Origin of the sequence: Paenibacillus sp. GD4 (assembly GCF_030846225.1) — a bacterium.
In the GTDB taxonomy this organism is placed as follows: Bacteria; Bacillota; Bacilli; order Paenibacillales; family NBRC-103111; genus Paenibacillus_G; species Paenibacillus_G silviterrae.
On the sequence record NZ_JAVCYK010000002.1, the window covers coordinates 749,598 to 774,691 of the forward strand.

Genomic DNA, 25,094 nt, shown 5'->3' on the forward strand with positions numbered 1-25,094 from the left:
AAGCTTCCTTGTCTCCTATCCATGTGGTACGATGAAGCTAATTAAGGTCACGGGGGCTGACACATGAGCGACTTATCCATCGTCAAATATGCCATTGAGGATAATGATTTTTCCATACATTACACGAATTTGGTCGGCCAGATGCGCGGCCCCCATGCGCACCCTTCTTATGAAATCTTGTATGTGATGGAAGGGGAGCGCATCTTTTTCCTGAACGAAACGGTGTACTTGCTCCAGAAGGGCGATATGATTCTGATTAATCCGAACGATCCTCACCGGTCGACAAGCTCGGAAGCGTCGAAATGCGAACGGATTCTGGTCAATTTCACCGATGCGTTCATTCAGCCGGAGCTGGCACGAGCCCCGATTAACTTGCTTCCCCAGGAGCGACCCTCCCGCATTTTTCGGTTTTCCGTGAATGAACAGGCGGCCGTTGAGGAGCTGCTGCGAAGAATGATTCACGAGTGCCAAGGGCAAGAGGAAGGCTGCTCCGCCTTTGTACGGGCAAGCCTCACACAGCTGCTGGTTCTTATGCACCGGAACGAAAGGAAGCAGAGCCAGCGCTTTGCCCATTCCTCTCACCCCATGCATCAGAAGGTTTCCGAAATTGCCGCCTATGTAGTTGAGCATTATGCCACCGGGCTGACGCTGAATGATGTGGCGAGGCGCTTCTATATCAGTCCGTCATACTTAAGCCGAATATTCCGCAGCATTACCGGCTTCCACTTCAAGGAATATCTTCAGCTCGTACGCATTCGTGAGGCCAAACGGCTGCTTCGGGAAACGTCAATCCCGATCGGTGCCGTTGCGGAGGCGACCGGCTTCGAGCATACGGCCAATTTTAACGTAACGTTCAAAAAAATAACCGGCTCTACCCCGGGACATTATCGCAAAAGCACGCGTTAGGGCAGATAGAAGCGGCCCGGGGCTCTGCCAAGCCCCGCGCTCCACGTTGAATGCCGAAAAAAAACGGATCCTGCAATTCTATCCACCTATCACCTCATGCCATTAAGTCTGCGGAACGTTTCCGGACTCATGCCTTCGGCATTCCTAAACAGCGTGCTGAAATAGCTTGGTGTATCAAACCCGACTCTGCGTGCGATTTCTCCCACCCGGGCATCCCATTCCTTCAGCATAAGCTCCTTACTTTTATTAATTCGCAGCCGGTTCAAATATTCGATCGGGCGGCAATGCACAATCTTGCGGAACAAAAGACATAAATGCTGGGTCGACACGCCAAGCAGCTCCGCCAATTCCTCAAGCGAGATTTTGCTTGCGTAATGCTGTTCCATATAATTGAAGACCGGCGTAAGCCGCATATAATTTTGTTCGATGGACGGCTGATGTACGGTAATGCACTTCGTGATATCGATCAGCAGGCTGTATAACAGCTTCGAGCATTCCATGCCCGCGAGAGGCTTCTCGGATAGGGCGAAGGTAAGCGCTGCCTTCATATGATGCAGTATCAAGTCATAGTTCGTAATCCGGTAAACGCCCGACCGTGTCAAACCCGCCAACAGTGACATGCGTTCTGCTTGCTCCCCGCTGAAATTCAGCCAATAGATCTCCCATGGCTCCCGAATGGCCCGATATTCATGAGGCTCGTCGGCCTTCAGGAAAATGCCCATCCCCGGCTTGACGCTGCAGATTTCCCCGCCCAGCTTCAGCTCCCCTTCCCCATCAGTGCAGAACAGCCATTGCGGCAGCGGATAACCCTTAGGCCGGATGATGGTTTCCTGGCTGGTCCAATAGCCTGCGCCGCACATATAGACGGGCAGCTTCGTTTCCAATTCGGAATGCATAAGAAATGCGAAGCGCTGCATAACCCGCCCCCTCCCTATCTAATGTGAAAATCGTTATAGAAATATGAAAATCCGTTTCTATATTCAGGGAAAATCCCGCGTTATAATGGATTATATACTAAACGGCAGTTCATTGCCTCAACAATGCAGCTTATGAATTTCGTTTATACCCTATTAAAGAGAGGAACGATTGCTTTGACCGTCAAGCACCCTCCTATCAGCAGCAAGCTGCCCGTGTTTATGCACGGGGCTGATTACAACCCTGATCAATGGCTTCATGAGCCTCACATCTTAAAGGAAGATCTTCGGCTCATGAAGCTGGCTGACTGCAATGTCATGGCCGTGGGAATTTTCGCTTGGAGCCGTTTAGAGCCCGAGGAAGGCCGGTTTACCTTCGAATGGCTGGATGAGGTGCTCGATTCGTTCGCAGCGAACGGGATCTATGCCTGGCTGGCAACCCCCAGCGGTGCGCGGCCTGCCTGGATGTCGGCCAAGTACCCCGAGGTGCTGCGCGTAACGGCGAATCGTCACCGAAATCTTCACGGCCGCCGGCATAACCACTGCTTCACCTCACCCGTTTACCGCGAGAAGGTCGCCATTATGAACACGAAGCTGGCCGAACGGTATTCGCAGCATCCTGCAGTGATCGGCTGGCATATCTCGAACGAGTACGGAGGCGACTGTCACTGCAATTTCTGTCAGGCAGCCTTCCGGCAATGGCTTCGCACAAAGTACCAAACACTTGATGCTCTGAATCATGCGTGGTGGAGCTCCTTCTGGAGCCACACTTATACCGATTGGGAGCAGATTGAGTCCCCGTCCCCCATTGGAGAAACGGCGGTCCATGGGCATAACCTGGACTGGAGGCGCTTCGTTACGGATCAAACCGTCGATTTCTGCAAGCATGAGATTGCACCGCTCAGAGCACATAATCCCGGACTGCCGGTAACGACCAATATGATGTACAACTTCTCCGGACTGGATTACCGGAAGTTCGCCGACATCCTGGACGTCATCTCTTGGGATGCTTATCCTACCTGGCACAACCGCCAGGATTCGTCGGATGATACCGTGGCCGCTTGGTTTGCATTCAACCATGACTTATTCCGCTCGCTGCAGGGTAAGCCGTTTATGCTGATGGAGAGCACGCCAAGCCTGACGAACTGGCAGCCGATCAGCAAGCTGAAGCGTCCCGGCATGCACCGGCTTTCTTCCCTGCAGGCAGTGGCGCACGGCTCCGATACCGTACAATATTTTCAATGGCGCAAAAGCCGCGGCTCCAGCGAGAAGTTCCACGGAGCGGTGGTCGATCATGTCGGACACGAGCATACACGCGTGTTTCAGGACGTGGCATCGCTAGGACAAACGTTATCTCGTATAACGGAAGTCATCGGAACCACGACGCCGGCGGATGCGGCCATCTTATTCGATTGGGACAACTGGTGGGCGGTGAAGGACGCTCAAGGGCCGCGTACCCAGGGAATTCATTACGAGGACACGGTGATGCAGCAGTACAAGGCGCTTTGGGAGCTCGGCGTGCCGACGGATATTATCGGCTCGGGGGACGATTTCTCCAAGTACAGGATGCTTATCGCTCCCATGGCATACCTGATGCGTCAAGAAACCGGCGAGCGGATCGAAAGATTCGTTGCGAATGGCGGCACCTTCGTGGCCACCTATTGGAGCGGCATTGTGGACGAGAATGACCTGTGTCACCTTGGAGGGTTCCCGGGACCGCTTCGAAAGACGCTTGGCATCTGGGCGGAGGAAATCGAAGGTTTGCATGACCACGACCGCAACGGCATCGTCCTCCAGCCGGGCAATCCGCTTGGACTGCAAGGCGGGTTCGAGGTTCGGGAGCTCTGCGAGCTCATCCATCCGGAGGGAGCTGAGGTGCTGGCGGTATACGAAGACGATTTTTACGCCGGCCGCCCGGCTTTGACGGTGAATTCGCTTGGCGCAGGCAAGGCTTATTATTTGGCCGCTCGTGTCAGCGATCCGCAGTTTTATAAACTCTTGTATACCGAGCTTGTGAAGCAAGGAGGGATTCGCCGCGCCTTGGATGCAGACTTGCCGGAAGGCGTAACGGCGCAGCTCCGAACCGACGGGGAGCACGACTACGTGTTTCTAATGAACTTCAGCGGGACTGAGCGGGAAATCGCTTTGGATGATCACTCGTATACGGATGTAGAATCCGGGCAAGCCGTTCCGGAACGAATCCGACTGCCTTTGTATGGCGTTGCGATGATAAAAAGGAAAGCCCTATCTTAACAAAAAGGTGCTGTCCACTAAGTAGATTCTCTACTTTAGAGGACAGCGCCTTTTTGATTCTTCTCCTTTACGTCCCTCCACCGTCGGAACCGCTTAGAACAATGGATACCGGACTTTATCCCGATCGTTGGAATCCCGATCCGCTACTTACGGGCATCGGCAATTGATTTATTGACCAGTTCCTCCGCCTCTCTCAAGATGGAGTTGATGTCCGATTGTCCGGTCGTCACCCATTTCTTGAATTGTGAGCGTACGATTCCATAAGCGGCGGCATCATATTTAGTAATGAACTCAGGCGGCTTGGCCGGCTTGTTTTTGACAAAGCCAAGACGGTTGCGGGTTTGCAATATTTCCTGACTTTTCCCGAAAAATTCCTCGTTAATCTTACTGTCCTTCAGTACCGATGTGTTGCCGAGCGAAGCGATTTGCTTCTGCGCATCCTCAGATAGCATCGCGGACAAAGCGGCGAAAGCTTCGTTCTTATGCTTGCTCGTCGACGTTATCATTCGTACGCCTCCATCCACCTGGGTCGTTGTATTAGGAGCCTCCGCGAAAGAAGGTAGAGTGACGACATCGAAGTTCAGCCCCTCCTTTACCGCATCCGGAAGCCTCGAAAAAATCGAGCTGGTGACGTACATGGCGAGCGTTCTGTCCTTCAAGAACTGGTTCAAGCCTTTGCCATACGTAGCTGTGTCCACCTCGTTGCCGGGAATGCGAAAAAATCGGGCGTAATTCTCAAACAGCTTTTTCCAGCCGTCGTTATTCACAATCGCTTTGTTCGTCCGGGGATCAACTACGGATAAGGACAGCTGGTTCGCTGCAAATTGGAATGAATCCTGGAAATCAAAGCCGCGGTACTTAACGGCACCGTCCGATCGGGTAAGCTGTCTCGCCAGATCGTATACCTCATCCCATGTCATACCGTCTTTAGGGTACGGAACGGCAAAGCGGTCGAAAATATCCTTATTGTAATACATCATGACGACATTGCCCGAAATGGGAATCCCCAGGAGCTTGCCGTCACCGGAGGTTTTACGGACCGTGTCCAGCACAATCGGATCGATCCGGTTCAGATCCATATTGAATTGTTTCACATAGGGATTCAAGTCCTCCGTCAGGCCCAATTCCTCGTACTTAATAATCGATGCGATGGTGTCGTTAATCATATCCGGCACCTCACCCGCCGTAATCAACTCCTCTATTTTTTTCTCATTTTTGATCTGGCTCATCGTAATATTCGGGTACTTCATCTTCACGGGCTCCGCGACCAGCTTCTGAAACAATTCGTCCGACATGCTCCCGTACATCGTCAGATGTACCGGCTCGGAAGTGACAACAGGGGAATTTTTTGCTTTGTCAGCGCCGTCTTGTTGCAGGGAGCCCTCTCCGGAGCATCCTTGTAAAACAGCAGCCAGCAACACGGCAGAAAGCGCCAAGCTGCGGCTTTTTTTAATGACGACCATACGTCGCACTCCTCCTTCGTTTTTATAAACAGGATGATAAATGTAACATTTCTGTAATGTTTCTTTACTTATCATACGATATACTCGATCCCAGGATCAAGAAGAATTTGACAAAATGGCTTTTTTCTTTATATTTAAAAGAAAGTTTGTGTTCGTTCAAGCATCAATAAGAGATGAAACAACCTATGAAACAGGAGATGTTCCACATGTCTAAACTCGATGAAGTAGCCAAGCTTGCCGGTGTCTCCAAGGCTACAGTTTCCCGTGTAATCAACAACAGCGAAACGGTTTCCCCAGCAGCCAGACAAAAAGTTCTGGATGCGCTGCAGGCCCTACAGTTCCAGCCTCATGAGCTGAAGCGCTCTTCGAGCGGCGGCGGGAACGGAGTTCTGGGGATGATCCTCCCTTTCGGCAAACAAATATGGGGGCACTCCTTCGGCATCGAAATTTTGGCGGGAGCAGAGGAAAAGGCGTTCGAGCAGGATTGCCTGATTCTTCTCGGCAACTCTAACGGCGGGCGGGAAACGGCCCTTACGGGCAGCATGATTGGCCGCGGAATCGAGGGGCTTATTGTGATGAGCTCGGAGCGGGGGCAGAGGGAACATCTGCAGCAGGTGCAGGCGCACGGCATCCCCCTTGTGCTTGTTGATCAAAAAGTCGAGGGTCTAGGCGCCCACTTAGTCCGAGGTGATAGCTTCATGGGAGCGGTCACTTTGATGACGCACCTCATTGGCCTGGGTCATCGGCGGATAGGGCTCGTTTCACCGAACAAACACTACACCTATACCGAAAGAATAAAAGGGTACCGGTATGCGCTGATGGAACATAACATTTCATCGGATGCGCGGTTCGAGGCACTGGAAAGCGAAGAACAGCCGGCGGCAGGTTTACTAAGCCATATGCTTGACGCGGACGAGCGGCCGTCTGCCCTTTTTGTCACTTCGCCGGGCATGCTCGGGACGGTCATCAGCGTGCTGAATCAGAAGAGGCTCCGTATTCCGGATGATATTAGCCTCGTGACCTTCGACGAATCTTACACCGCGCTGCCGGAGGAATACAAAAACTTTTTTACGTCGATCAATCAGTCGGGCAAGTTAATCGGAACCATAGCCGTAGAGCTGCTGTTCCGTCAGCAGCGCGACCCCCAGCTGGAGCCTCAGGAAATCGTGCTGCCGGGTACGTTTACAGCCCGCCGTTCCGTCCGTCCGCTGCTGTAGAGTACAGCTTTGCTCCACCACTGGAAGCGGCCCTCTCACCGAACTTGGAACCTGCCAGCGGCGAAGCCATTCGTCGCTCCTGTTTCGCCTTCCCCCCCTTCTCTCTCGCCCCCGGCAAGACGTTTCACTAAGCCGCACACCTGCCCGTTCCCAACAAACTTAGCCGTTGTTTAGAAATCTTTTACAATTTTCACTTGTATCCGAAAGGGGATTCATTGTATCATTATTTGAAATGTTTCAGAAACATTTATTTTTTACAACAGTAAATGTGGAAAGGATGAAGGCGATGGCCATCACACATCTGGGCGGCACTGAGGTACCGGCGGTACACAAAAGCCGCAGCCATCTGATGTCCATGACGAAGCCTGCCGTAAGATGGCAGGACGCGCTCCCCGGAGGCAACGGGACATTGGGTGCGCTCGTCTACGGAGGCATAGCGGAGGAAACTGTATTAATCAATCATGAAGCGCTGTGGTACGGTGGGAAAACTACGGCACTTCCGGACCTATCCGTTCATCTGGCGGGGCTTCGAGAACTGCTTGCCGCGGGAAAGTACGCGGAAGCGAACCGTTACTATTCGGACAAAATGAAGGAAGCCGGGTATAAGGCGGCGACAGCCAAATATCAGCCCGGGTTTGGTCTGAAGCTGTTCTCTGGGGTTGATGGCGCATTTCGCCAGTACAGGAGAACGCTCGATATGGAGACCGGCGAAATCACCGTGGAGTGGACGGATAACGGTATCCGAAAATCACGGCGCTTGTTTGTTTCCCGCCCGGACGACATGGTTGTTCTCTCCATCCAGTCGCATGGCGCCTCTCTGATGCCTATATCCATGCAGTTGATTCTGCACGATGCGGTTCAGGCCGAGATGCACGGGTTCACTCATGAGTTCGCCGCGGAGCAGCATTATTTGCACGCCTGGGGCCGTCATGAGAATGGTTCGCCCTTCTGCTCGGTCGCACGGATTATCCCTATCGGCGGGGAGAACGAAGTACAGACGGACCGGTTGGTCGTAAACCATGCCAGTGAAATCGTCATTCTGCTCAAGATGAGCGCCGCGTCTGGAGACGAAGCCGAACGCGAGCGGCTGAAGCGACTGCTGGACAGCTCCCCCGTTGACTATGATGCACTGCTTGAACGCCACTCTCTCGAGCATCGTGCACTGTTTCTCCGTGCCGGTATTGATTTGGACGTCGGGGAAGATAGGGCTGCCTCAAACGAGCGGCTACTGTTAACCGCATATGAAGGCGATGCTCCCACTGCTCTCGTTGAACGCATGTACGACTACGGCCGCTATTTGCTTTTGTCTAGCTCCAGGCCAAACGGGCTGCCCGCCAACCTCCAGGGAATCTGGAACGGGGACTATACACCCGCGTGGAGCTCCGCTTTTTTTAATAATGAGAACATTCAAATGAACTATTGGCAGGCGCTATCGGGTAATCTGGCTGAGGCTGCCGCACCCTTCTACGATTTCTTTGATTCGCTGGTCCCGGACATGCGGCGGAATGCGAAGTCGTTTTATGGCTGTCGGGGAATTTTAAGCCCGTTGTTCGCATCGCCGGAATCGGGGCTGAAGAAGAACCTGCAGCCCCATGTGGTCTATTGGACGGCGGGCGCGGGATGGCTGGCTCAGCATTATTTCGATTATTGGCTATTTACGGGGGATGTATCGTTCTTACAAGAGCGGGCACTCCCCTTCCTGAAGGAGTGCGCTTTATTCTACGAAGATTTCTTGATCGAGGACGAGAACGGCAAATGGCTTTTCTCCCCTTCCAATTCACCGGAAAACCATGCCAACGGCTCCTTCGAAGGGTGCGGCAAGCTAGCTGTTTCTTTAAACGCAACAATGGATGTGGCGATTGCGCGCGAGGTACTCAGTAATCTGTGCGAAGTATGCCGGAAGCTCGGAATCGAGGCGGAATCGCTCCCCCGCTGGGAAGCGCTTCTGCAGAAGCTGCCGGATTATCAGGTTAACGAAGACGGGGCCATGCGGGAGTGGCTGCACCCGGATTTTAAGGATAATTACCATCACCGTCATCAATCGCATATATATCCGCTGTTTCCCGGGTTTGAAATTACGGAAGAAACGAATCCCAGCCTGTTTGAAGCGTGTCGCATTGCCGTAGAGAAGCGGCTCATCATCGGATTAAGCCAGCAAACAGGCTGGTCCCTTGCCCACATGGCGAACATTTACGCAAGACTCGGTGACGGAGACCGGGCGCTCGAATGCCTTGATATTCTGAGCCGCTCCTGCCTCGGCGACAACCTTTTCACTTATCATAATGATTGGCGTAACATGGGCATCACCATGAATATGGGCCGGGCACCGTTCCAAATTGACGCGAACTTCGGCTGGACCGCCGCTATGCAGGAGATGCTGTTGTTTTCAGCTAAAGGCCTTATCAAGTTGCTGCCTGCTCTTCCGAAGCGCTGGATGAAGGGGGAATTCCGGCAATTCCGCTGCCGGGGCGGGATGACGGTCTCGTTACGCTGGAACATGGCTGAGCGGCATCTTGTCGTCACTCTTGCCTCCGATACGACGCAGCAAGTGGAGATCCGGTTTCCCGGGGAGATCGAGCGGATCGAAACCGATGGGCATTCGGAAATACTCACTTCCACAAGAGGGTCTCGTTATCGGCTCGTGAAGCTGAACGAAGGCATAACAACGACTTGGAACGTAACGTTACGCCCCTCTGAGCAGTCCATGGATCTTGATTGATGTAAGGCGAAAAGAAGGGCGGCCCGATTGCTTGAAAAGCATGGTTCGGTCCGCCCTTTGTTCCATCTGTATGCAAGTACGCAAGCTAGTTTGAGCTTACTTCGTAGATAACGGCTTCATGGGGTCGCATCCGTTCCGGCAGCGTCGGACGATCCCAGCCATAGTTGGACAGTACGACTCTCGCAAGGGCGGTTGTGAACACTTCCGAAAGCGGTGATGTGTCCGTCTCCCCGTCGTGATGGTTCAGCACCACCAGCCACTTTACTCCGTTCCACGAACGCAAGTAAGCGTAGAGCTGCTCATGCCGCGGCAGCAGATCCTCGTAATCGCCGTAAACCATCACATGGTTATTCTTACGCAACCGAATCAGCTGCTGATAATACTTCAGCACCGAATCAGGGTCCGCAAGCGCGGCCTCGACATTGATCTCTCGATAGTTCGGATTGACGGCAATCCAAGGCGTTCCCTTCGTAAAGCCCGCCTGATAGGAGCCGTCCCACTGCATAGGCGTGCGCGAATTGTCCCTGCTCCGCGGCTGCAGCTCGGCGAGCACCTCGGCTGCGGCTCTTCCCTTGCCGACCTCTTCCTCATACTTGTTGCGCATGGCGATATCATTGTATTCCTCAATCGTTTCGTACCGGACCCCGGTCATCCCGATCTCCTCACCTTGATAAATGTAAGGCGTACCCGGCAAGGTATGGATCAGCGTGGCAAGCAGCTTTGCCGATTCCACCCGGTATTTGCCATCGTTGCCGTATCGCGTCACTTGGCGGGTATGATCGTGATTGTTCAGGAAATGGGAATTCCAGCCTCGGCCATAGAAGGTCCGATGCCATTTCGATTGAATCTCCTTGTAGCGCAGCATATCCCAGCTCGGCATTTCGTCCGCGATTTCGAAGTGAAACAGAGAATCCAGCTCGTGCCGGCTCTCGTCCACATAGAGCAGTCCATCGGGCGGCGTGGCAAAGGCGACCTCGCCCACGGTCATAATGTCGTAATGCCTCAGCACCTGCTCGTGCATCTCCTTGAGATAGTCGTGAACACCGGGATTGTTGGTCAAATAACGTATATCGGAAGGGTCGCCGACATCCGAGAAAACCTCCGGCTTGGCCAACAAAGCGATAGCATCCAATCGAAAGCCGTCAATCCCTTTATCCAGCCAAGAGCGCATCATTCGGTATATCTCCCGGCGTAAAGCATCATTGCGCCAATTCAAATCCGGCTGCTCCACCGCGAAGGAATGAAAATAAAACTGCTCCGTTCCTTCATCCCATTCCCATACGGAGGGTGCAAAATACGAACGCCAGTTGCTTGGCGGCTCCGAGCTCCCGTCCCTTCCGTCGCGCCAAATGTACCAATCCCGCTTAGGGTTGTCCCTGGAGGAGCGCGCTTCAATAAACCAGGGATGCCGATCGGAGGTATGATTCACAACCAGATCCATAATCAGCTTCATGTCCCGTTCGTGAACGGCGTTGAGCAGGCGCTCCCAGGTATCCATGGTACCGGCTTTGTCCATGATTTTCTCGTAATCCGAGATGTCATACCCGTTGTCACGATCAGGAGATTCATAACACGGATTGAGCCATATGACATCGACGCCCAAGCTTTTGATATAATCGAGCTTTTGAATGAGTCCTTCCAGATCGCCGTAGCCGTCTCCGTCGGAATCGTAGAAGCTTCTCCAATACACTTGGTACACCACAGCTTCCTTCCACCACGTTCGCTTCATGAGTCACCTCTTATGCTGCTTTTTATTCCTCTTAGTATTGGTAAATGCTGCATGAACTATGCAGCCCAAAAGAAAGGCAGTCGCCCCCAGGATCGATTCTCATCCTGAAGGCAGCTGCCTTAGACACGTTACAAATGGGTGGCTAGTTTCTTGAGCAGCTGCGCCTGCTCTACGGATAGCTTCTTCCCGCTCTGGGCGTCGACCTCGTTTAAGAAGGCTTTAAGCATCCCAGCTTCGGCATTCGTATTGCCGCGTCGCTCCGCCTCCTGAGCGTTCAACAGCTTCTGAGCAAGCGATTCGGCAGCCCCGGGATCCGCTGCGGCAAATTGCCGCACCAGCTCGGCTAAGCCGTCGTAGTTCACAACAACCTGGAAGCTGAAGGTCGCTGAGCCTACGTTGCCGGCCTTATCCAGAGCAGTAACTGTAACCTCGTGGCTTCCAGGCTCGAACGCATAAGCCGGCTGCGATGTCAGCGGTCCCGCACACGGGTTGCTCGCCAAGCCCGACAAGTTATCAGAAGCCGTACAGCCGATGTAAACCGCCTGTGATACCGTATATGCCGGTTGTCCCGAGAATTGGATCACCGGCGCCGTCTTATCTATGCGGATATCCAGCGTACCCGGCGTTTCGGAAATGCCCGAGAAGTTCATCGCAGAATAAGTTACGGTAGTGACGCCTTCTTGAGTAATCGGGAACTGTACTGCATTTCCTTTCACCGTAGCCTTCTCGATCGGCTGCGCGCCTGCGGCGGAGTACGTGATGGAGTAGGCGCGGTTCGCTGTAATGGCTACCGTTGCGTCGCTGTTGATCCATCCGAACTCATTCGGAGACGGGTTTAACGTAACAACCGAGGTCGGCGCGATAGGATCCTTTTCATTTACGAAGAAATCGTCATAGTAAGCCGTTGCGATGTTATACCTTGAGGTTACCGCAATCAGTCTGGCGTAAGCCGCATTCGCTGGCGCCTTGCCTTTAAGGGTGACTTTCTGCCACTGAGCCAGACGAGTTTCGTCCAAATGCGTCTCGAGTGTCGTTAAGGTAGCGTTGTTCTTGTCGAAGAAGCGGAACATGAAGCCCGGCTGCCCGGATTCAATGTATATTTGAACCCCAGCCTCATACTCTTCTCCCGGCTTGACGGTAATTTTATCGCTTTGGACGGCAACCGAGGCAGTCCGCAGCGTATCAATCGTCTTCAAGCTCTTCTGGCCTTTGAAGCTTCGCTCGCTGCTGACCTCATACCGGTAGCCTGACCCGGTTGCAAACAGGGGGCTCCAGCCCGGAATGGCGCCATTGTTGAGATTGTCTTCCAAGCTGTAGTTGCTTACCGGAACCGGTACGCCCGGCGGAAGCTCTACCACCTCGCCGTCGATTTCCATCCGATACAGAATCGTGTTCGTCTGCATATCGGTAAAGTACAGATGGCCGTCCATGCCCAAATCAAAGCGCGAAGTGTCGGCAAGCGTCCGGAAATCCAGCGTATCCGGGTCGATAACCGTCAATTTGTTATTGAACAGAACATAAAGTAATCCGTCCTTGGACCAACGAAGCGGATGATGCGCCCACTGGCTGAAATTCAGCTTCGGATACAGCTTCTTGCTTTTCACTACTTCGTAGGTATTCGGATCAATGGCAAAAATAAATTCATAAGACGCTCCCCAGATCAAGCCGTCTGGTCCTGCGGCCAGATCACCGATAAAGATCGGCTTATCCAGACCGGGCACACGCAGTGGAAACTCGGTGATTTTTTGTTCCTTTTCGACATCCCAAACGAAAATCTTCGCTTCCGCTTCCGACGGCTCGGATCCTAGTCCTCCGCGAATTGTCGTGGAGCCGAAGATTTTTCCATTATGGAAGGTCATGCTAAGTACGCTTTGGTTTTGAACGATATTGCGGTGCACTTCGGTTTCCCCGGTTACAGGATCATAGATCGTCATGGAGCCGCCCAGGTTGCCGTAGCTGGCGATGGTGGAAATATACAGCTTGCCTTTATTATCGCTCGTAATATTGACCAACCGTTCCTGATCGTTGCCTAGTACCACCAGCCGCTTCGGATTGGTTGCGCCGGGCTCCGCCGTCAGGTCATATTCATACAGTCCGCCTTCGGGATAAACCCCCATGTATACCTTATTGCCGACCGGGTATACGCTGTCCGCCTGCCCGATGCTAAACGGTTTTGCCGTTTTATCGGTCAAATTCACGAGAGACGAACGGGCTTGGGAGCCGGTTGTAATGATTTGCGTCGGCGAGACGCTTTGCAGCCGGTTCACCACCCCGGGGAGACCCGGAATGACCGGAGGATACAGATGCACCTGCTTCGTTTCGATATTCATAACCGTCACGCCGCCGTCGTATCGAACGGTGACCAGGTTTTTACCCGGAAGCAAAGGATTATTGGGGAATTCAACCCAATCTACACCACGAAATCCGCTGCCGTATTCCATGCCGGTCAACTCAACCTGATGAGTGGTTAAATCGAACGTTTTCAGCTTTTTGTCGGACATATAATAGAGCTTGCCGTTCAAGGAATCGGTAGCATGAAGTCCGGTTACATTATCCAGTACGACATCAAGCCAAGCTTCCGTTTGGGTATCATAGATGAACGCTTCTCCCGGGATGCCGCTTCCATCCGTATAACGGGCGAGCAAGTATCGATTGTCTACCGTGCTTAAATCATACACTGTGTCTTCCTTGACTTGTAGTGAGCCGGCAATATTCGTCTTCTCTCCGGTTGTCACATTGACCTTGACGATTTGGCGGTGCGCTGTGCCCGCATAGATGTTGCCGCCTTGATAAGCAATGGAACGAACATATTCCTGCGCCGTATCGCCGATCATTCGGCCGTAATCTCTAGTTTGCTTTGTGACCGGGTCGTACTGAAAAACCTTACCGCCCGGATACGTCCCCACATAGACGCGGCCTTGCTCATCGGTCGTAATGCTGTTAGGCACCGATTGTCCGTCGAACTGGGCGACTTGCACGGGAGTTTTGGTCACAGGAGAATAATGCCACAGTCTTGCGCCTCCACCGTCTGCTGCGAGGTAAAGCGAGCCGTCGGGGGCAATCGTGTGCGCCCAGGAGCTCTCGGAAGGAGCGAGCGGGAGGCTGCGCAGCAGCTTGTAATCGTCCAAGTCGATTACGTTGAGATAGCCCGGCTTTCCCTTAGCAGTAGCATAAAGCACATTGCGGCCGTCCTCTTTGCCTGCCGTACCGTTAAACACCGCTACGGTATAATTATTGGGAATAAGGAGCTCCTCCGGATTTCCGAAGGTTTTCTGAGACAGCTTGCTCTCCGCGGCTGCAGCCCCGCCGATCCAGCCCGTAATGGCGAGCAGACAGCACATCATGACCGTCAAACCGCGAAATATTCCGTTGTTCATTAAACAACCTCCTTATACAAGTCAGATTCCTCATAAAATAACGAATGCACTCAACTTATCCTTGCCTTTTGACAGAAAAAATGTAAGCGCCATCATAGTTGTTGGTGAGTAAAAGGGATGGTTTCCTCCTTTGCGATAATATTCCAAAGGGACAACCATTGGGAGAGGGTATTTCTGGATGTTGTGGTATCCTTTTGGTTCCTATACTAGACCATGAAAATGGGGCTGTCAACGAAAATTTCCGTATTTTTCCGGAAATGTGGTATCCATGTGGTAACCTAATTGTTCACAAAGTGCAGGTATGGTATAATATGCGAAAAATGGGTTCTTCGAGGTTAGGTGATGGAATGAGCGGTAAACCGGATCGTATCACGTTTCAAGGACGCATGGATGACATGCTGACGACGCTTCGTACGGAGATTGTGAACGGCCTTCGGCCGAAGGGAAGCTACCTGCCGTCCGAGATTGTACTCGGAGAGCAGTTTCAAGTGAGCAAAAAGTCCGTGCGCAAGGCATTGGACATTCTCGTTAACGAAGGATTAATTACCAAAATTCCACGGGTAGGGAACCGGGTGTCCCCGCCGGACACGCCCCCTGTAACGACGCTTAGATTCGGCATCTACCCTTCCGTGATGGAGCAGGATTTCCTTCCCGAACTGCTGGAGCGTTTCTACGAGAAGCACCCTCATATCCGGGTGGAGACCGTTACCTTACCCTACACCAAATACTCGCACTCGATAAGAGCTTATCTGGAGCAAGGCTTCCTGGATGCGTTTACTTTAAACAACCGCAATTTCATGGACATGCAGGAAGCCGATGCCCTTCAGCTGCTGGAGCCCCAATCGCCGCTTGCCGACCAGCATCCGTTCTTGGCCGATCTGTTTACCGAACAAGGTATTCTTTACTCGGTCCCCCTCATGTTTTCGCCGATCGTGCTTTGCTACAACAAGGATTTGTTTAAGCAATGCGGCCTGCGGGAGCCTAACAGCGGATGGACGTGGAACCGGCTCCTCGAGAATGCGGCGGAGATCAACCGGCAGACGGGTATTATCGGCTTCTTCTCACATATCGAATCGTTGAACCGGTTCCCTATTTTCCTGCTGCAATCAGGATTTCGGTTTGCGAAGGATGCATCCGGCTACCGGTTCACCGACCCGGAGCTTTGGGACATTCTTCACTCCTGCCGCAGTTTGTTTCATCAGCAGGGCTTTTTGCCGGCCTTTTTGTCCGAAGGAGACGGGGATGCGGAAAGACTGTTCAAGCAGCAGAAGGCAAGCATGATCATGACCAGCTACTACGGCCTCCAACTGCTGAAGAATCTCTCTTTCCAGTACGACATTACACCTTTGCCCTATAGCCTGACACCCAAAACCTTGCTGTTGGCTACAGGCATTGCCATCAATCGGTTCTCCAAACAGAAGGAAGCGACGCGTCTGCTCGTCCGGTTTCTGGCATCGGAACCGTCCCAGCGCCTCCTTCATCGCAGAACGCTGAGCCTTCCGGCAAATATCGCCGCTGCCGACGATTCCTCGGTGGATGGACCGGACCTGCCGTCCAGGTACCACCTTTACAGGGAGATCGTCCCGACCTTTGCCGATTACAGGGATTTGAACATCAGCATGGAGGCGCTTGACGGCTTTGGCCAAGAGCTGAAGCTGTTCTGGGCAGGCCTCGAAGAGCCGAAGGCAATCCTGGAGCATATGCAGTCCGCTGTGGAATGACGAGAATCTGTTACAATGAAAAAACACCTTACGGTCCGAGGATATCGTCGGTTTCCGTAAGGTGTTTTCAGCATTCCGATCCCGGTAAAAGCCAACGAGTGATAGGCGGACCCCCTATGATACCATATCACCTCGTCACTCCAGATTACCTTAAGCTTAAGCAGACATTCCCCCCTATTGCTCCCGATTACCTGAACCCACCGAGTCAGTTGTTATTATCTTTATTAATTGTAATAAATTTATTACGTTAAACCGCGTTAAAAAAACAAAATAACTTTTTACAAGTATTCCTTGACAGGAATATTCCCGTTAGGGTATATTTAAAATATCAAAACGAGCTGCTGCTGCAGCAACATCTGAATGAATCAGGAGAGTGAAGAAAAGATGAAAAAGAACGTTCTTTATTGGATTTGTACGGTATTCATGATTGCCTTAATGGGAGTGGGGGCCATCCCCAATATGATGTCCTCCCCGGAGTCGGTTGCCTTCTTCGAGCATCTCGGCTATCCGGCGTACCTGCTCCCCTTCCTCGGCGTCGCCAAGCTGCTCGGGTCCATCGTTATTCTCATTCCCGGATTCCCGCGGATCAAGGAATGGGTGTACGCCGGCTTCGTTTTTGATTTAACGGGGGCGCTGTATTCCATTATTTCCGTCGGTGACATCAACTCCGGGCTGTTCGCATTTGTACTTGGCTACCTTGCCATCGCAGGCTCGTATATTCTTCATCATCAAAGAATCCAATCTCGTGCGAACGCAATACAACTAACCACAGCAGCATACGCAGGTGCGAAGTAATTCCAGCCGCCCGGCAGGCAAAAATAGAACCGGTAAGGCATATGAAGCCCTACCGGTTCTCTCTGTTTTGGACTATTCCTATCCAAGAGCCTTGTACCCTTGATTATCATAAAAAAACGGCCCTCGCGTCCATGTGCATGCCAAATGCATGAGCAGCTCTGCCGTCATCTGCTCCCGGATTTTTGCGTACGACTCTTGTTCAAACAAATTCGTCCACTCCGCCGGGTCGTCCGTGAGATGGTATAGCTCGCCTTGAAGCTCGTTCAATCGGGTTATGGCGTCCTTCAGATGGCCCGGCAAATAGAGGATCAGCTTCCATTCCTTCTTGCGCCACATCAACGCCGGTGCCGCAAACAAACCGTCCTCCGTCTTTCTATGAAATTCGCAGAAGGTTCCGCCGCGACGCTTTTCCACGAGGAGATCGAGCCCCGGCAGGAGGGGGCTGACCTCTGCCCCTGCCATGGAAGCAAGTGTCGGAACCAGATCGATCAATTCAGCCGGCCGTTCATCCACTGTGCCCCTCAGCGAATCGGGAAGCGCAGAGCCCGAAAGAATGAGAGGTACTCTTACGCTGCTGTCATACAGGCAGTACTTACTGAAGCGATGTCTTCTTTCCCCCAGCATTTCGCCGTGATCGGATACGAAGACGATGAGAGCGTTGTCCAGCACCCCCTTTTCCCGCAGCCCGTCCAAAACTTGACCGAAATAATGATCCAGCCATGAGCAGTTGGCCCAGTACCGCAGCGTCGTCCTCCTTCTTTCCGTCGGGCTAAGCCCCTCCCATACCTTCCGCCTCTCCCAGTACCCGGCGTCGGATCGGCCGTCTCTCTCCCCGCCGCTTGCCAGATGAGTTCCTTCCTCTCTTTCCCAAGGCGGTTGATCTATGTCCGGTATATCCTCCAAACGATACCAATCCTCAAATTCCTTAGGCACGTTGAAGCCTGCATGAGGCTTAAGGAAAGATAAGTAGAGAAATAAAGGGCGGGAAGCATCGATGCCGGATTGAATAAATTGTTTGCATTTCTCGGCGACCCAGCCGTCCCTGTGCTGATGCATCGGCACGCTGCTGGTACAGCCTAGATATCCGTTCGCATTTTCCTCCCCGCTGCCGTAATCACGGGTTTCCAGCGAATATGCTGCAAGCCCCTCGGGATCATCGTCTCCCATCATCATGGCATTCGTCTCATAGTGCCCGCTGTTTCGCGCTAAACCGACAGCCCTGACCTCGAAGCCTCGAGTAGGCGGACACGGATTATGGAGGCCGTGATTCCAATGGGTCTTTCCGAACCCGGCCGTTTGATAGCCTGCCTTTCGAAGCAGCTCCGGCAATGGCTCCACCGGCAGCTTATCCTCGAAATACAGCCCGCCATGATTGGTTCTCACTCCCAGCTGTGAGGGGTATAGACCGAACATCATGGAGCTTCGGCTGGGGACACACATCGGTGCCTGGCATACCGCCTGACTGTATACAATGCCCTCATCCGCAAGCCGGTCCAAGGTCGGCGTCTTGATGCTGCTGTTAAACCGTCCGATGCAATCCCACCTCTGCTGGTCCGTCATCAGGAAAATGATATTAGGTCTGGTGTCCATTGTGAAACTCCTCCTTGGCAATCAGCCTTTGATGGAACCTACCATTGCGCCTTTGGCAAAATGCTTTTGCAAGAACGGATATACGATGACAATCGGCACGGTAGCGATGATAATGGCCGCCATCTTTAACATTTCCGAAGGCGGAGGCTGTGTGGAAACGTCGTTCGCATCAAGCTCTGTATTTGACGCGCTGAGCAGCATATTTTGTAAAAGCACCTGAATGGGCCACTTCTTGGCGTCATTAATATATAGTAACGCAGAGAAGAATTGATTCCAATACCCGACGGCGTAAAATAAGCCAAAGGCAGCAAGTGCGGGAAGAGATAACGGAAGGATGATCGAGAGCCAGGTCCGCAGCTCATTGCTCCCGTCGATGGATGCGGATTCGTCCAATTCGGAGGGGAGGCTGTCAAAGAATGCTTTCATCAGCAATACACTCCAGCCGTTGGCTAGCGTGGGAATAATAATCGACCCCATGCTGTTCAGCAGTCCCAGCTGTCTCACCAGCATGTAGGCCGGAATCATCCCAGGGCTAAACAATATGGTTAACAGCACCATTAGCTGGACCTGCCTGCGTCCTCTCATTCTTCGTCGGGAAAGAGCGTAGGCTAATGCCGAGGTTACCGTAAGAGAGCAAGCTGTGCCGACGACGGCCAGAAATGCGCTGTTACCGATGGAACGGACGAACGCCTTTGCCGAAAGCAAGTAACGGTAGGAATCCAAGCTCCATTGATCCGGCCAAAGAACCCATCGTTTTTGCAGAAATTCAGCCGGATCCGTCAAGGAAACGATGAGGACGTAATAAAATGGGAAGCACGTCAACAGCGCCAGTAAACCAAGCACTGCTGCATTCATGCTACGAAAGAGCAAATCTCCCCAATCCGTGTTCTTCTTTTTCATCACAATGACCTTTCCCCCCTAACGACTAAAAGACCCCGTCCTGCCCAAGCTTCTTGGCCAGCTTATTGGAAGCCAGGACAAGGACTAGCCCTACGACCGACTTAAACAATCCGATGGCCGTGCTGTAGCTGAATTGGCCGCGCCCAATGCCGATCCGGTATACATAAGTGTCGAACACTTCCGCCACATCGGAGACGGCACCGTTATACATCAGGAATATTTGCTCGAACCCGACATCCATGATGTCCCCAAGTCTTAAAATCAATAATATAATGACAACCCCTCGTAAGGCGGGAAGGGTTACATGCCACATTTGGCGGAATCGACTCGCACCGTCCATGCGGCAAGCCTCGTAAATTTGCGGATCGACTCCTGCAATGGCCGCCAGGAAAACGATAGTCCCCCAGCCCGCTTCCTTCCACATGGACTGCAGCGTCACCAGCAGCCAGAAGCCGTCCGGATTCGTAAGAAAATCCTTTCTTTCCAAGCCCGCCGCTTCCATCATATGATTCAAAAGCCCCTCACCCTTTGCCAAAAGAGTGAACGTAAGTCCCGTAATGATGACCCACGATAAGAAATGCGGCAAGTACAGTACCGACTGAATGATTCTCTTATACACGACATGATGCAGTTCATTAAGCAATAGCGCGATAAGAATAGGTAACGGAAAGAACAGCGCCAGATTCAGAAGATTGATAGCCATCGTATTGCGAAACAGCAGCCAAAATTCAGGTGTTTCAAAAAAGGTGCGGAAATGCTCAAGTCCTACCCATGGGCTGCCAGCCACTCCAGCAAGCGGAGAGTAGTTCTGAAAGGCGATCACCACTCCCCACATGGGAACATATTTAAAAATCACAAAAAACAATATACCCGGCAGCGCTAATAGATAGAGATACGGTTCGCGGCGTAGATCACGGATCAGCTTACGGAGGTACGTTTGCCGCGGAGGCACGGTCCGCAAGCGGGAGCCGTCGGTTCGGACAGGAATAGGATCGGATGACATCATGATGTTCCTCCTGGATTATTGGCCGCTTCGTTTCTGATAAGCCTGGTTGATCTCTTCCGTAACCTTGGCGAATTGCGGATCCGCCTTAGCTTTGGCGACAAATTCATCCCAGGCGGCAATCGGTTCGCGCCCGATAATGATCTTGGCTTTTAAATCGGCGATGCGTTTTTCCAGATCCGGAAGCAGCTTCTGAGCCGTCTCGGAATAGAGTCCCACCCCAATATCGGGCACGTTATGCTTAATTCGCTCGCCATCGACCTTCTTGCTTATTTCCTCAAATTCCTTTAATTCCTCATTGGCCGGCGGAGGATTTAAGGCAGGGTCTATGGAGTTGACAATTTGATTGAAATCGGAGGCGTTATCCGCAATGAGCTTGTCGGGATTGACAACCTTGACACCATTCTGATTAGTGTAATGGACACCTTCAAGGCCAAAGCGCTGAATGGAAGACACCTCCGCTGTCAACCAGGTATCCACCAGCTGGAGAATCCGTTTCATTTTGGCTTCCGGGACCGTTTTGGGAATTGCCAGAATCCCGTTAAAGCCCGTTCCCTTCGGAACAAAGCCATTCAGTGCAGCTAGCGGATAAAAGTCGGCCTGTTTATAGGACGGAACGATTTTTTTCAGATCAGGAGCATACACCTTAGGGCCCGTGCCCGTTTTATCAATGACCGCCCCGGCCTTGTTGCCTTTATAATAATCTCGAACCTGCGTCGTTTTGAGTGATAGTTGATCCTCGGGAAGAAGCTTTTCTTTATAAAGCTTGGACAAGTATTCCAACGAGCTGCGAGTTTCAGGTGAAAACGGCGTGTAGATCAGCTTGCCGTCCGTCTTCTTCCAAGTGCCGGCCGCTCCATTGAAAATCTCTTGAAAAACGCTCGTTAACGTATCGATTCCCGTAGACAACCCGAACGTATCCTGTTTGCCGTTACGGTCCGGGTCTTGCTCTTTAAATGCTTTCAATACATGATAAAGCTCATCGGTTGTTGCGGGCGGCTTAAGGCCCAATTGATCGAGCCAATCCTTGCGCAGAATCAGGAAGGATACGTCATTCGCATCTCTCCCCCGCGGAATGCCGTAGTTTTTACCGTCCTCCAGCTTCGTCAGCTCCCAAGCCACGTCCGGAATACCCTTTTGCAAATTCGGGTAATCCTTGATATAGGGTGTAATATCCCAGAAAGCTCCCTGCTTTACGAGAGTCCGAAAGGAAGTGCCGAACGGATCGCTGATAAAGGTAATGTCGGGAATTTGCCCAGATGCCAGTGTAATGTTCAGCTTATCGTTATATACATTATTGGAAATCCAACTAATGCTTAGCTTGGAATTTGTTTTCTTCTCGATTTCCCGCTTGATGACATTGTCATCGGCCGCGGGCGGGGTGCTCGGTGTAATCGTCATAATACTGACCTCAAGAGGGCCTTCCTGACCGGCATTCGAGCCCGCTGCGGCCCCTTCTTTCCCACTCCCGCCTGCACCGGTTCCGCATGCCGTGATGGCCAGCATAGCTGCTTGAAGCACAATCAACGTACCGACGCGATTAAATTTGGTAGATTTCATGAAACAACACTCCCATCCATTTATCCAAGTATTTCGCTTGGTTTTATAAGTTTTATTGTTGTTATCATCATAACGCATATTTTCCGTCTCGTTTTGTTCGATTGAGACCTAAATCCTGCCGATTCGGACTTAATAAAATTCAATAAAACAAAAACCGATAGAAACGGTTTCGGTTTCTATCGGTAATTCGTTTGTTTACGATAGCTTCTAGGCGTGCAGCCGGTATGCCGGAAGAACAGCCGGCAGAAGAAGGAGGAATCGTGAAAGCCGACGGCCGTGGCGATGGAATCGATGCTTTTGCTCGTTTCCAGCAGCATTTGCTTGGCACGCTCCATTCGAATTTCCTGCAGTGCGGTCGAAATGCTTTTTCCCTTTTCCCTCCCGAAAATTCGTTGCAAGTGTCTCGGGCTTATCATGAATTGTTTGGCCAAGTCTTCCGCTGTAATTCTCTGATCAAAATGCTGCTCGAGATAAGTGCAAACATTCCTCACAAGAATCTCGTATCCGACCGTTAGCGGCTTTAGCGACGGCTCCGACGGCGCGCTTTGATTTCGAATGTTCCGAGAGAGCTGAATCAGCAGCTTAATTAACAGATGCTTCACTATGACCTTTGAACCACTTTGGCTGTCCTTACATTCCTGAATCATCTCCTCCAGCAGAGACAGAACGGCGGATGATTCCTTCGAACTGAGCGATTGCCGACGCGGCAATCGTGTACCGGGCTTATACATCGGCAGGATATAGGGTAACTCCGCCAGAGATCCCGGTTCATCCGGCAGACAGGAGATGAGCGAATCCATCGGAAAGAGACAATTGACGATTTCCAAACTGAATTTCTTAACCTCGGGGAACGAGTGCACTTCACCGGGCATGATTATGTAAACATCTCCTGCACGTATTTCATAGCAATCATGTTGGATGATATGTTTCCCCTGGCCGTGTATAACGTAAACCAGCTCAATAAAATCATGGCAATGCTCTTCAAAAAGATTATGCTCGCCATGGGAGGAACGCTGCGCCCAAACAAGGTTCCCGTCCTTCTGATAATCTGAAAATCTCTTCATTTGCACAGTGGGCTCACCTCTATGTACGGGATAAGATTTATGCATATAAGGCAAAAAAAGAAGACACCTAACTTGTAACGACAAGTCAGGTGTCTCCAGTGGTCTGGTCGACAATGCAGCATTAATTCCTATTCATTTTGTCGGATTAACTTGATTGTTTAGATACTATCATCGGCCGTACACCGGTGTCAATACATTTCTACTAAGGTACCCGACTGCCTTATTCGGGGCGGATCCCTTTTCTCTTCCTCACTTGAACGATGACAAATAAGACAAGAAGCACGAGCAGAAGTCCGTATATGAAGTTGGAGTACACATCCATATAGTGAACGATCGATTCCCAAGAAGCGCCGACGGCTGCACCCAGGTAGATCAAAACAGCATTCCAGATAAGGGAGCCGAGCGTTGTGAGCAGCAGGAAAGGCACGATCTTCATGCGTACGGTACCTGCCGGAATCGAAATAAGGCTTCGGATCAGGGGCACAAATCTACATAGGAATACCGCCCAAGTGCCGTATCGCTCGAACCAGCCGAAGGTTCTGTGAAGATCCTCCGCGCTCAGCCGGAGAAAGCGTCCATAACGGGTAACGAGTCTCTCCAGTCTGCTCATGTCAAGCAGCCGACCTACGCCATAGAGGAGAACGGCGCCGACCACCGAGCCGAGTGTAGAGGAAACAATGACTCCCCCCAGCGAGAGCTCGGATTGCGTTGTCATGAAGCCGCCGAAGGTTAATATGATCTCCGACGGAATGGGAGGAAATAGGTTCTCTAGCGCAATTAACAGAAAGACGCCGACATAGCCGTATTCGTTCATGATTGAAGTTATCCACGTTTCCACAATACAGGTAACACCCCAATATTCGCATATTCAAACTGCTTCTAGCATCTATACGATAGGGATGGGCCTACGTTGCAAAAATTTCTAAGACGGGAAAATAATGTCCTTCCGGATCCCCCTCTTCTCGCGGGCGAGCCACGCTCCCGGTGTTACCCCCTCCAGCTGCTTGAAGATCCGACTGAAATGCTGAACGGTCTTGAAGCCCGCCTTCTCTGCAATTTGCTTGAGCGTGTAGTCCGAATACGCCATCCACTCTTTCGAGCGTAGAATCCGAATCTCCCGTTGATAGCCGGCAATAGTGCAGCCTCGGTATTTCTTGAACAGCTGCTGCAGATGGTGCCCGCTATAGCCGAGCTGTGAGGCCATCTCTGCAATGGTCCAGGATTCCAGCGCGTGCTGCTTGATCCATTCCTCAATTTGTTTGGCAGCGGCATAGGAGCCTTCCGTCGGAAGAGTGTAAGGACCTGGAATCACGGTGTGGCCGCTTCGCTGATTCTCGGGAGATGCTTCATACGCTGCTCTGCTCAAGCGGTACAATATTTCCACCAGGTGGAGACTGGCCAGCTCCCTGTAGTAAGGCTGCTGCTGTGCCCCTTCCCTGCGGATCCGGTCAAGCAGTTGTATGATGTCTCCGCTTACCTGAGGAATTCGTGCCGGCAGCCTGCTCGCCGCTTGCTCCAGCTCGGAAGAGACAATCTCAAATTTGATATCGAGGGTTTTCACTTTCGTAGAGCGGTCTGCCGTTAGCCCGTGAATCACTCCAGGCTGCAGACAGTACAAGGTCCCGGCCTCCAGCGGGTATACCTCCTCCCCGCATTGAAACACCCCTCTTCCTTCCGCCGCCCAAATGAATTGATAGAACGTGTGGTTATGCGGCCGGAGCCGTCTTCCTTTATCATAATCGTAACGCGCCGTCCATAAAATTTGTACACCGTAACGCTGCATGGAGCACTCCCCCATTGGATTAGGTGATGGTTCCTCCATTATACAGCATATCCCTTTTAGGTAAGAAGAGATACGTTATAGATAAACCTCACGCTGAAGG

At 52.0% G+C, this 25,094-nt stretch carries 17 protein-coding genes; 6 read left to right on the plus strand and 11 right to left on the minus strand.

Translation table 11 applies throughout. The features are described 5' to 3' along the window. Positions 1-63: 63 nt before the first annotated feature. Entirely contained in the window at positions 64-906 is an 843-nt protein-coding gene (locus tag RAC89_RS26285; RefSeq protein ID WP_306616694.1) for an AraC family transcriptional regulator, read from the plus strand. Positions 907-995: 89 nt separating this feature from the next. Here RAC89_RS26285 and RAC89_RS26290 read toward each other — a convergent pair whose 3' ends face one another. Continuing rightward, complete coding sequence (locus RAC89_RS26290) at positions 996-1,823, minus strand: AraC family transcriptional regulator (protein ID WP_306616695.1); 828 nt, start codon at positions 1,821-1,823, stop codon at positions 996-998. A 132-nt stretch (positions 1,824-1,955) separates the two neighbouring features. Here RAC89_RS26290 and RAC89_RS26295 point away from each other — a divergent pair, with 132 nt between their 5' ends. After that, positions 1,956-4,073: a beta-galactosidase gene (locus RAC89_RS26295; RefSeq protein ID WP_373430064.1), complete on the plus strand. Its 2,118-nt coding sequence runs from the start codon at positions 1,956-1,958 to the stop codon at positions 4,071-4,073. A 143-nt stretch (positions 4,074-4,216) separates the two neighbouring features. On the opposite strand, the gene RAC89_RS26300 is transcribed toward RAC89_RS26295, so the two are convergent. Next, positions 4,217-5,536 carry an ABC transporter substrate-binding protein gene (locus RAC89_RS26300; protein ID WP_306616697.1) on the minus strand — a complete coding sequence of 440 codons (1,320 nt, stop codon included), beginning with the start codon at positions 5,534-5,536 and terminating at the stop codon, positions 4,217-4,219. A 206-nt stretch (positions 5,537-5,742) separates the two neighbouring features. Between RAC89_RS26300 and RAC89_RS26305 the strand changes: the two genes are divergently transcribed. Both RAC89_RS26305 and RAC89_RS26310 read left to right on the plus strand, forming a co-directional pair. Further along, complete coding sequence (locus RAC89_RS26305) at positions 5,743-6,753, plus strand: LacI family DNA-binding transcriptional regulator (protein WP_306616698.1); 1,011 nt, start codon at positions 5,743-5,745, stop codon at positions 6,751-6,753. 277 nt (positions 6,754-7,030) lie between these two features. Then, positions 7,031-9,472 carry a glycoside hydrolase family 95 protein gene (locus RAC89_RS26310; protein WP_306617802.1) on the plus strand — a complete coding sequence of 814 codons (2,442 nt, stop codon included), beginning with the start codon at positions 7,031-7,033 and terminating at the stop codon, positions 9,470-9,472. An 85-nt stretch (positions 9,473-9,557) separates the two neighbouring features. On the opposite strand, the gene RAC89_RS26315 is transcribed toward RAC89_RS26310, so the two are convergent. Together RAC89_RS26315 and RAC89_RS26320 are read right to left on the minus strand one after the other, a co-directional pair. Then, the gene (locus RAC89_RS26315) at positions 9,558-11,201 is read right to left on the minus strand and encodes a glycoside hydrolase family 13 protein (protein ID WP_306616699.1); all 1,644 of its coding nucleotides are present in this window, start codon (positions 11,199-11,201) and stop codon (positions 9,558-9,560) included. Positions 11,202-11,329: 128 nt separating this feature from the next. After that, positions 11,330-14,578, minus strand: coding sequence for a hypothetical protein (locus RAC89_RS26320; protein WP_306616700.1), 3,249 nt, complete (start codon positions 14,576-14,578; stop codon positions 11,330-11,332). Positions 14,579-14,925: 347 nt separating this feature from the next. Between RAC89_RS26320 and RAC89_RS26325 the strand changes: the two genes are divergently transcribed. Both RAC89_RS26325 and RAC89_RS26330 read left to right on the plus strand, forming a co-directional pair. After that, positions 14,926-16,299, plus strand: a complete 1,374-nt coding sequence (locus RAC89_RS26325; protein WP_306616701.1) for an extracellular solute-binding protein — start codon at positions 14,926-14,928, stop codon at positions 16,297-16,299. A 384-nt stretch (positions 16,300-16,683) separates the two neighbouring features. Continuing rightward, complete coding sequence (locus RAC89_RS26330) at positions 16,684-17,094, plus strand: DoxX family protein (RefSeq protein WP_306616702.1); 411 nt, start codon at positions 16,684-16,686, stop codon at positions 17,092-17,094. A gap of 78 nt (positions 17,095-17,172) precedes the next feature. Here the strand turns inward: RAC89_RS26330 and RAC89_RS26335 are convergent, their stop codons facing one another. From RAC89_RS26335 to RAC89_RS26365, 7 genes are all read right to left on the minus strand, one after another. After that, a complete protein-coding gene (locus RAC89_RS26335; RefSeq protein ID WP_306616703.1) occupies positions 17,173-18,684 on the minus strand; it encodes a sulfatase family protein in 1,512 nt (503 codons plus the stop codon). A 21-nt stretch (positions 18,685-18,705) separates the two neighbouring features. Then, positions 18,706-19,584: a carbohydrate ABC transporter permease gene (locus RAC89_RS26340; protein WP_306616704.1), complete on the minus strand. Its 879-nt coding sequence runs from the start codon at positions 19,582-19,584 to the stop codon at positions 18,706-18,708. 25 nt (positions 19,585-19,609) lie between these two features. Then, the gene (locus tag RAC89_RS26345; RefSeq protein WP_373430065.1) at positions 19,610-20,590 is read right to left on the minus strand and encodes an ABC transporter permease; all 981 of its coding nucleotides are present in this window, start codon (positions 20,588-20,590) and stop codon (positions 19,610-19,612) included. Between the two features lie 15 nt (positions 20,591-20,605). Further along, on the minus strand, positions 20,606-22,147 hold the full coding sequence (locus RAC89_RS26350) for a type 2 periplasmic-binding domain-containing protein (protein ID WP_306616705.1): 1,542 nt from the start codon (positions 22,145-22,147) through the stop codon (positions 20,606-20,608). 176 nt (positions 22,148-22,323) lie between these two features. Beyond that, positions 22,324-23,211, minus strand: a complete 888-nt coding sequence (locus RAC89_RS26355; RefSeq protein WP_306616706.1) for an AraC family transcriptional regulator — start codon at positions 23,209-23,211, stop codon at positions 22,324-22,326. A gap of 220 nt (positions 23,212-23,431) precedes the next feature. Next, entirely contained in the window at positions 23,432-24,049 is a 618-nt protein-coding gene (locus RAC89_RS26360; RefSeq protein ID WP_306616707.1) for a DedA family protein, read from the minus strand. 84 nt (positions 24,050-24,133) lie between these two features. Then, the gene (locus RAC89_RS26365; protein WP_306616708.1) at positions 24,134-24,994 is read right to left on the minus strand and encodes an AraC family transcriptional regulator; all 861 of its coding nucleotides are present in this window, start codon (positions 24,992-24,994) and stop codon (positions 24,134-24,136) included. Positions 24,995-25,094: the final 100 nt, after the last annotated feature.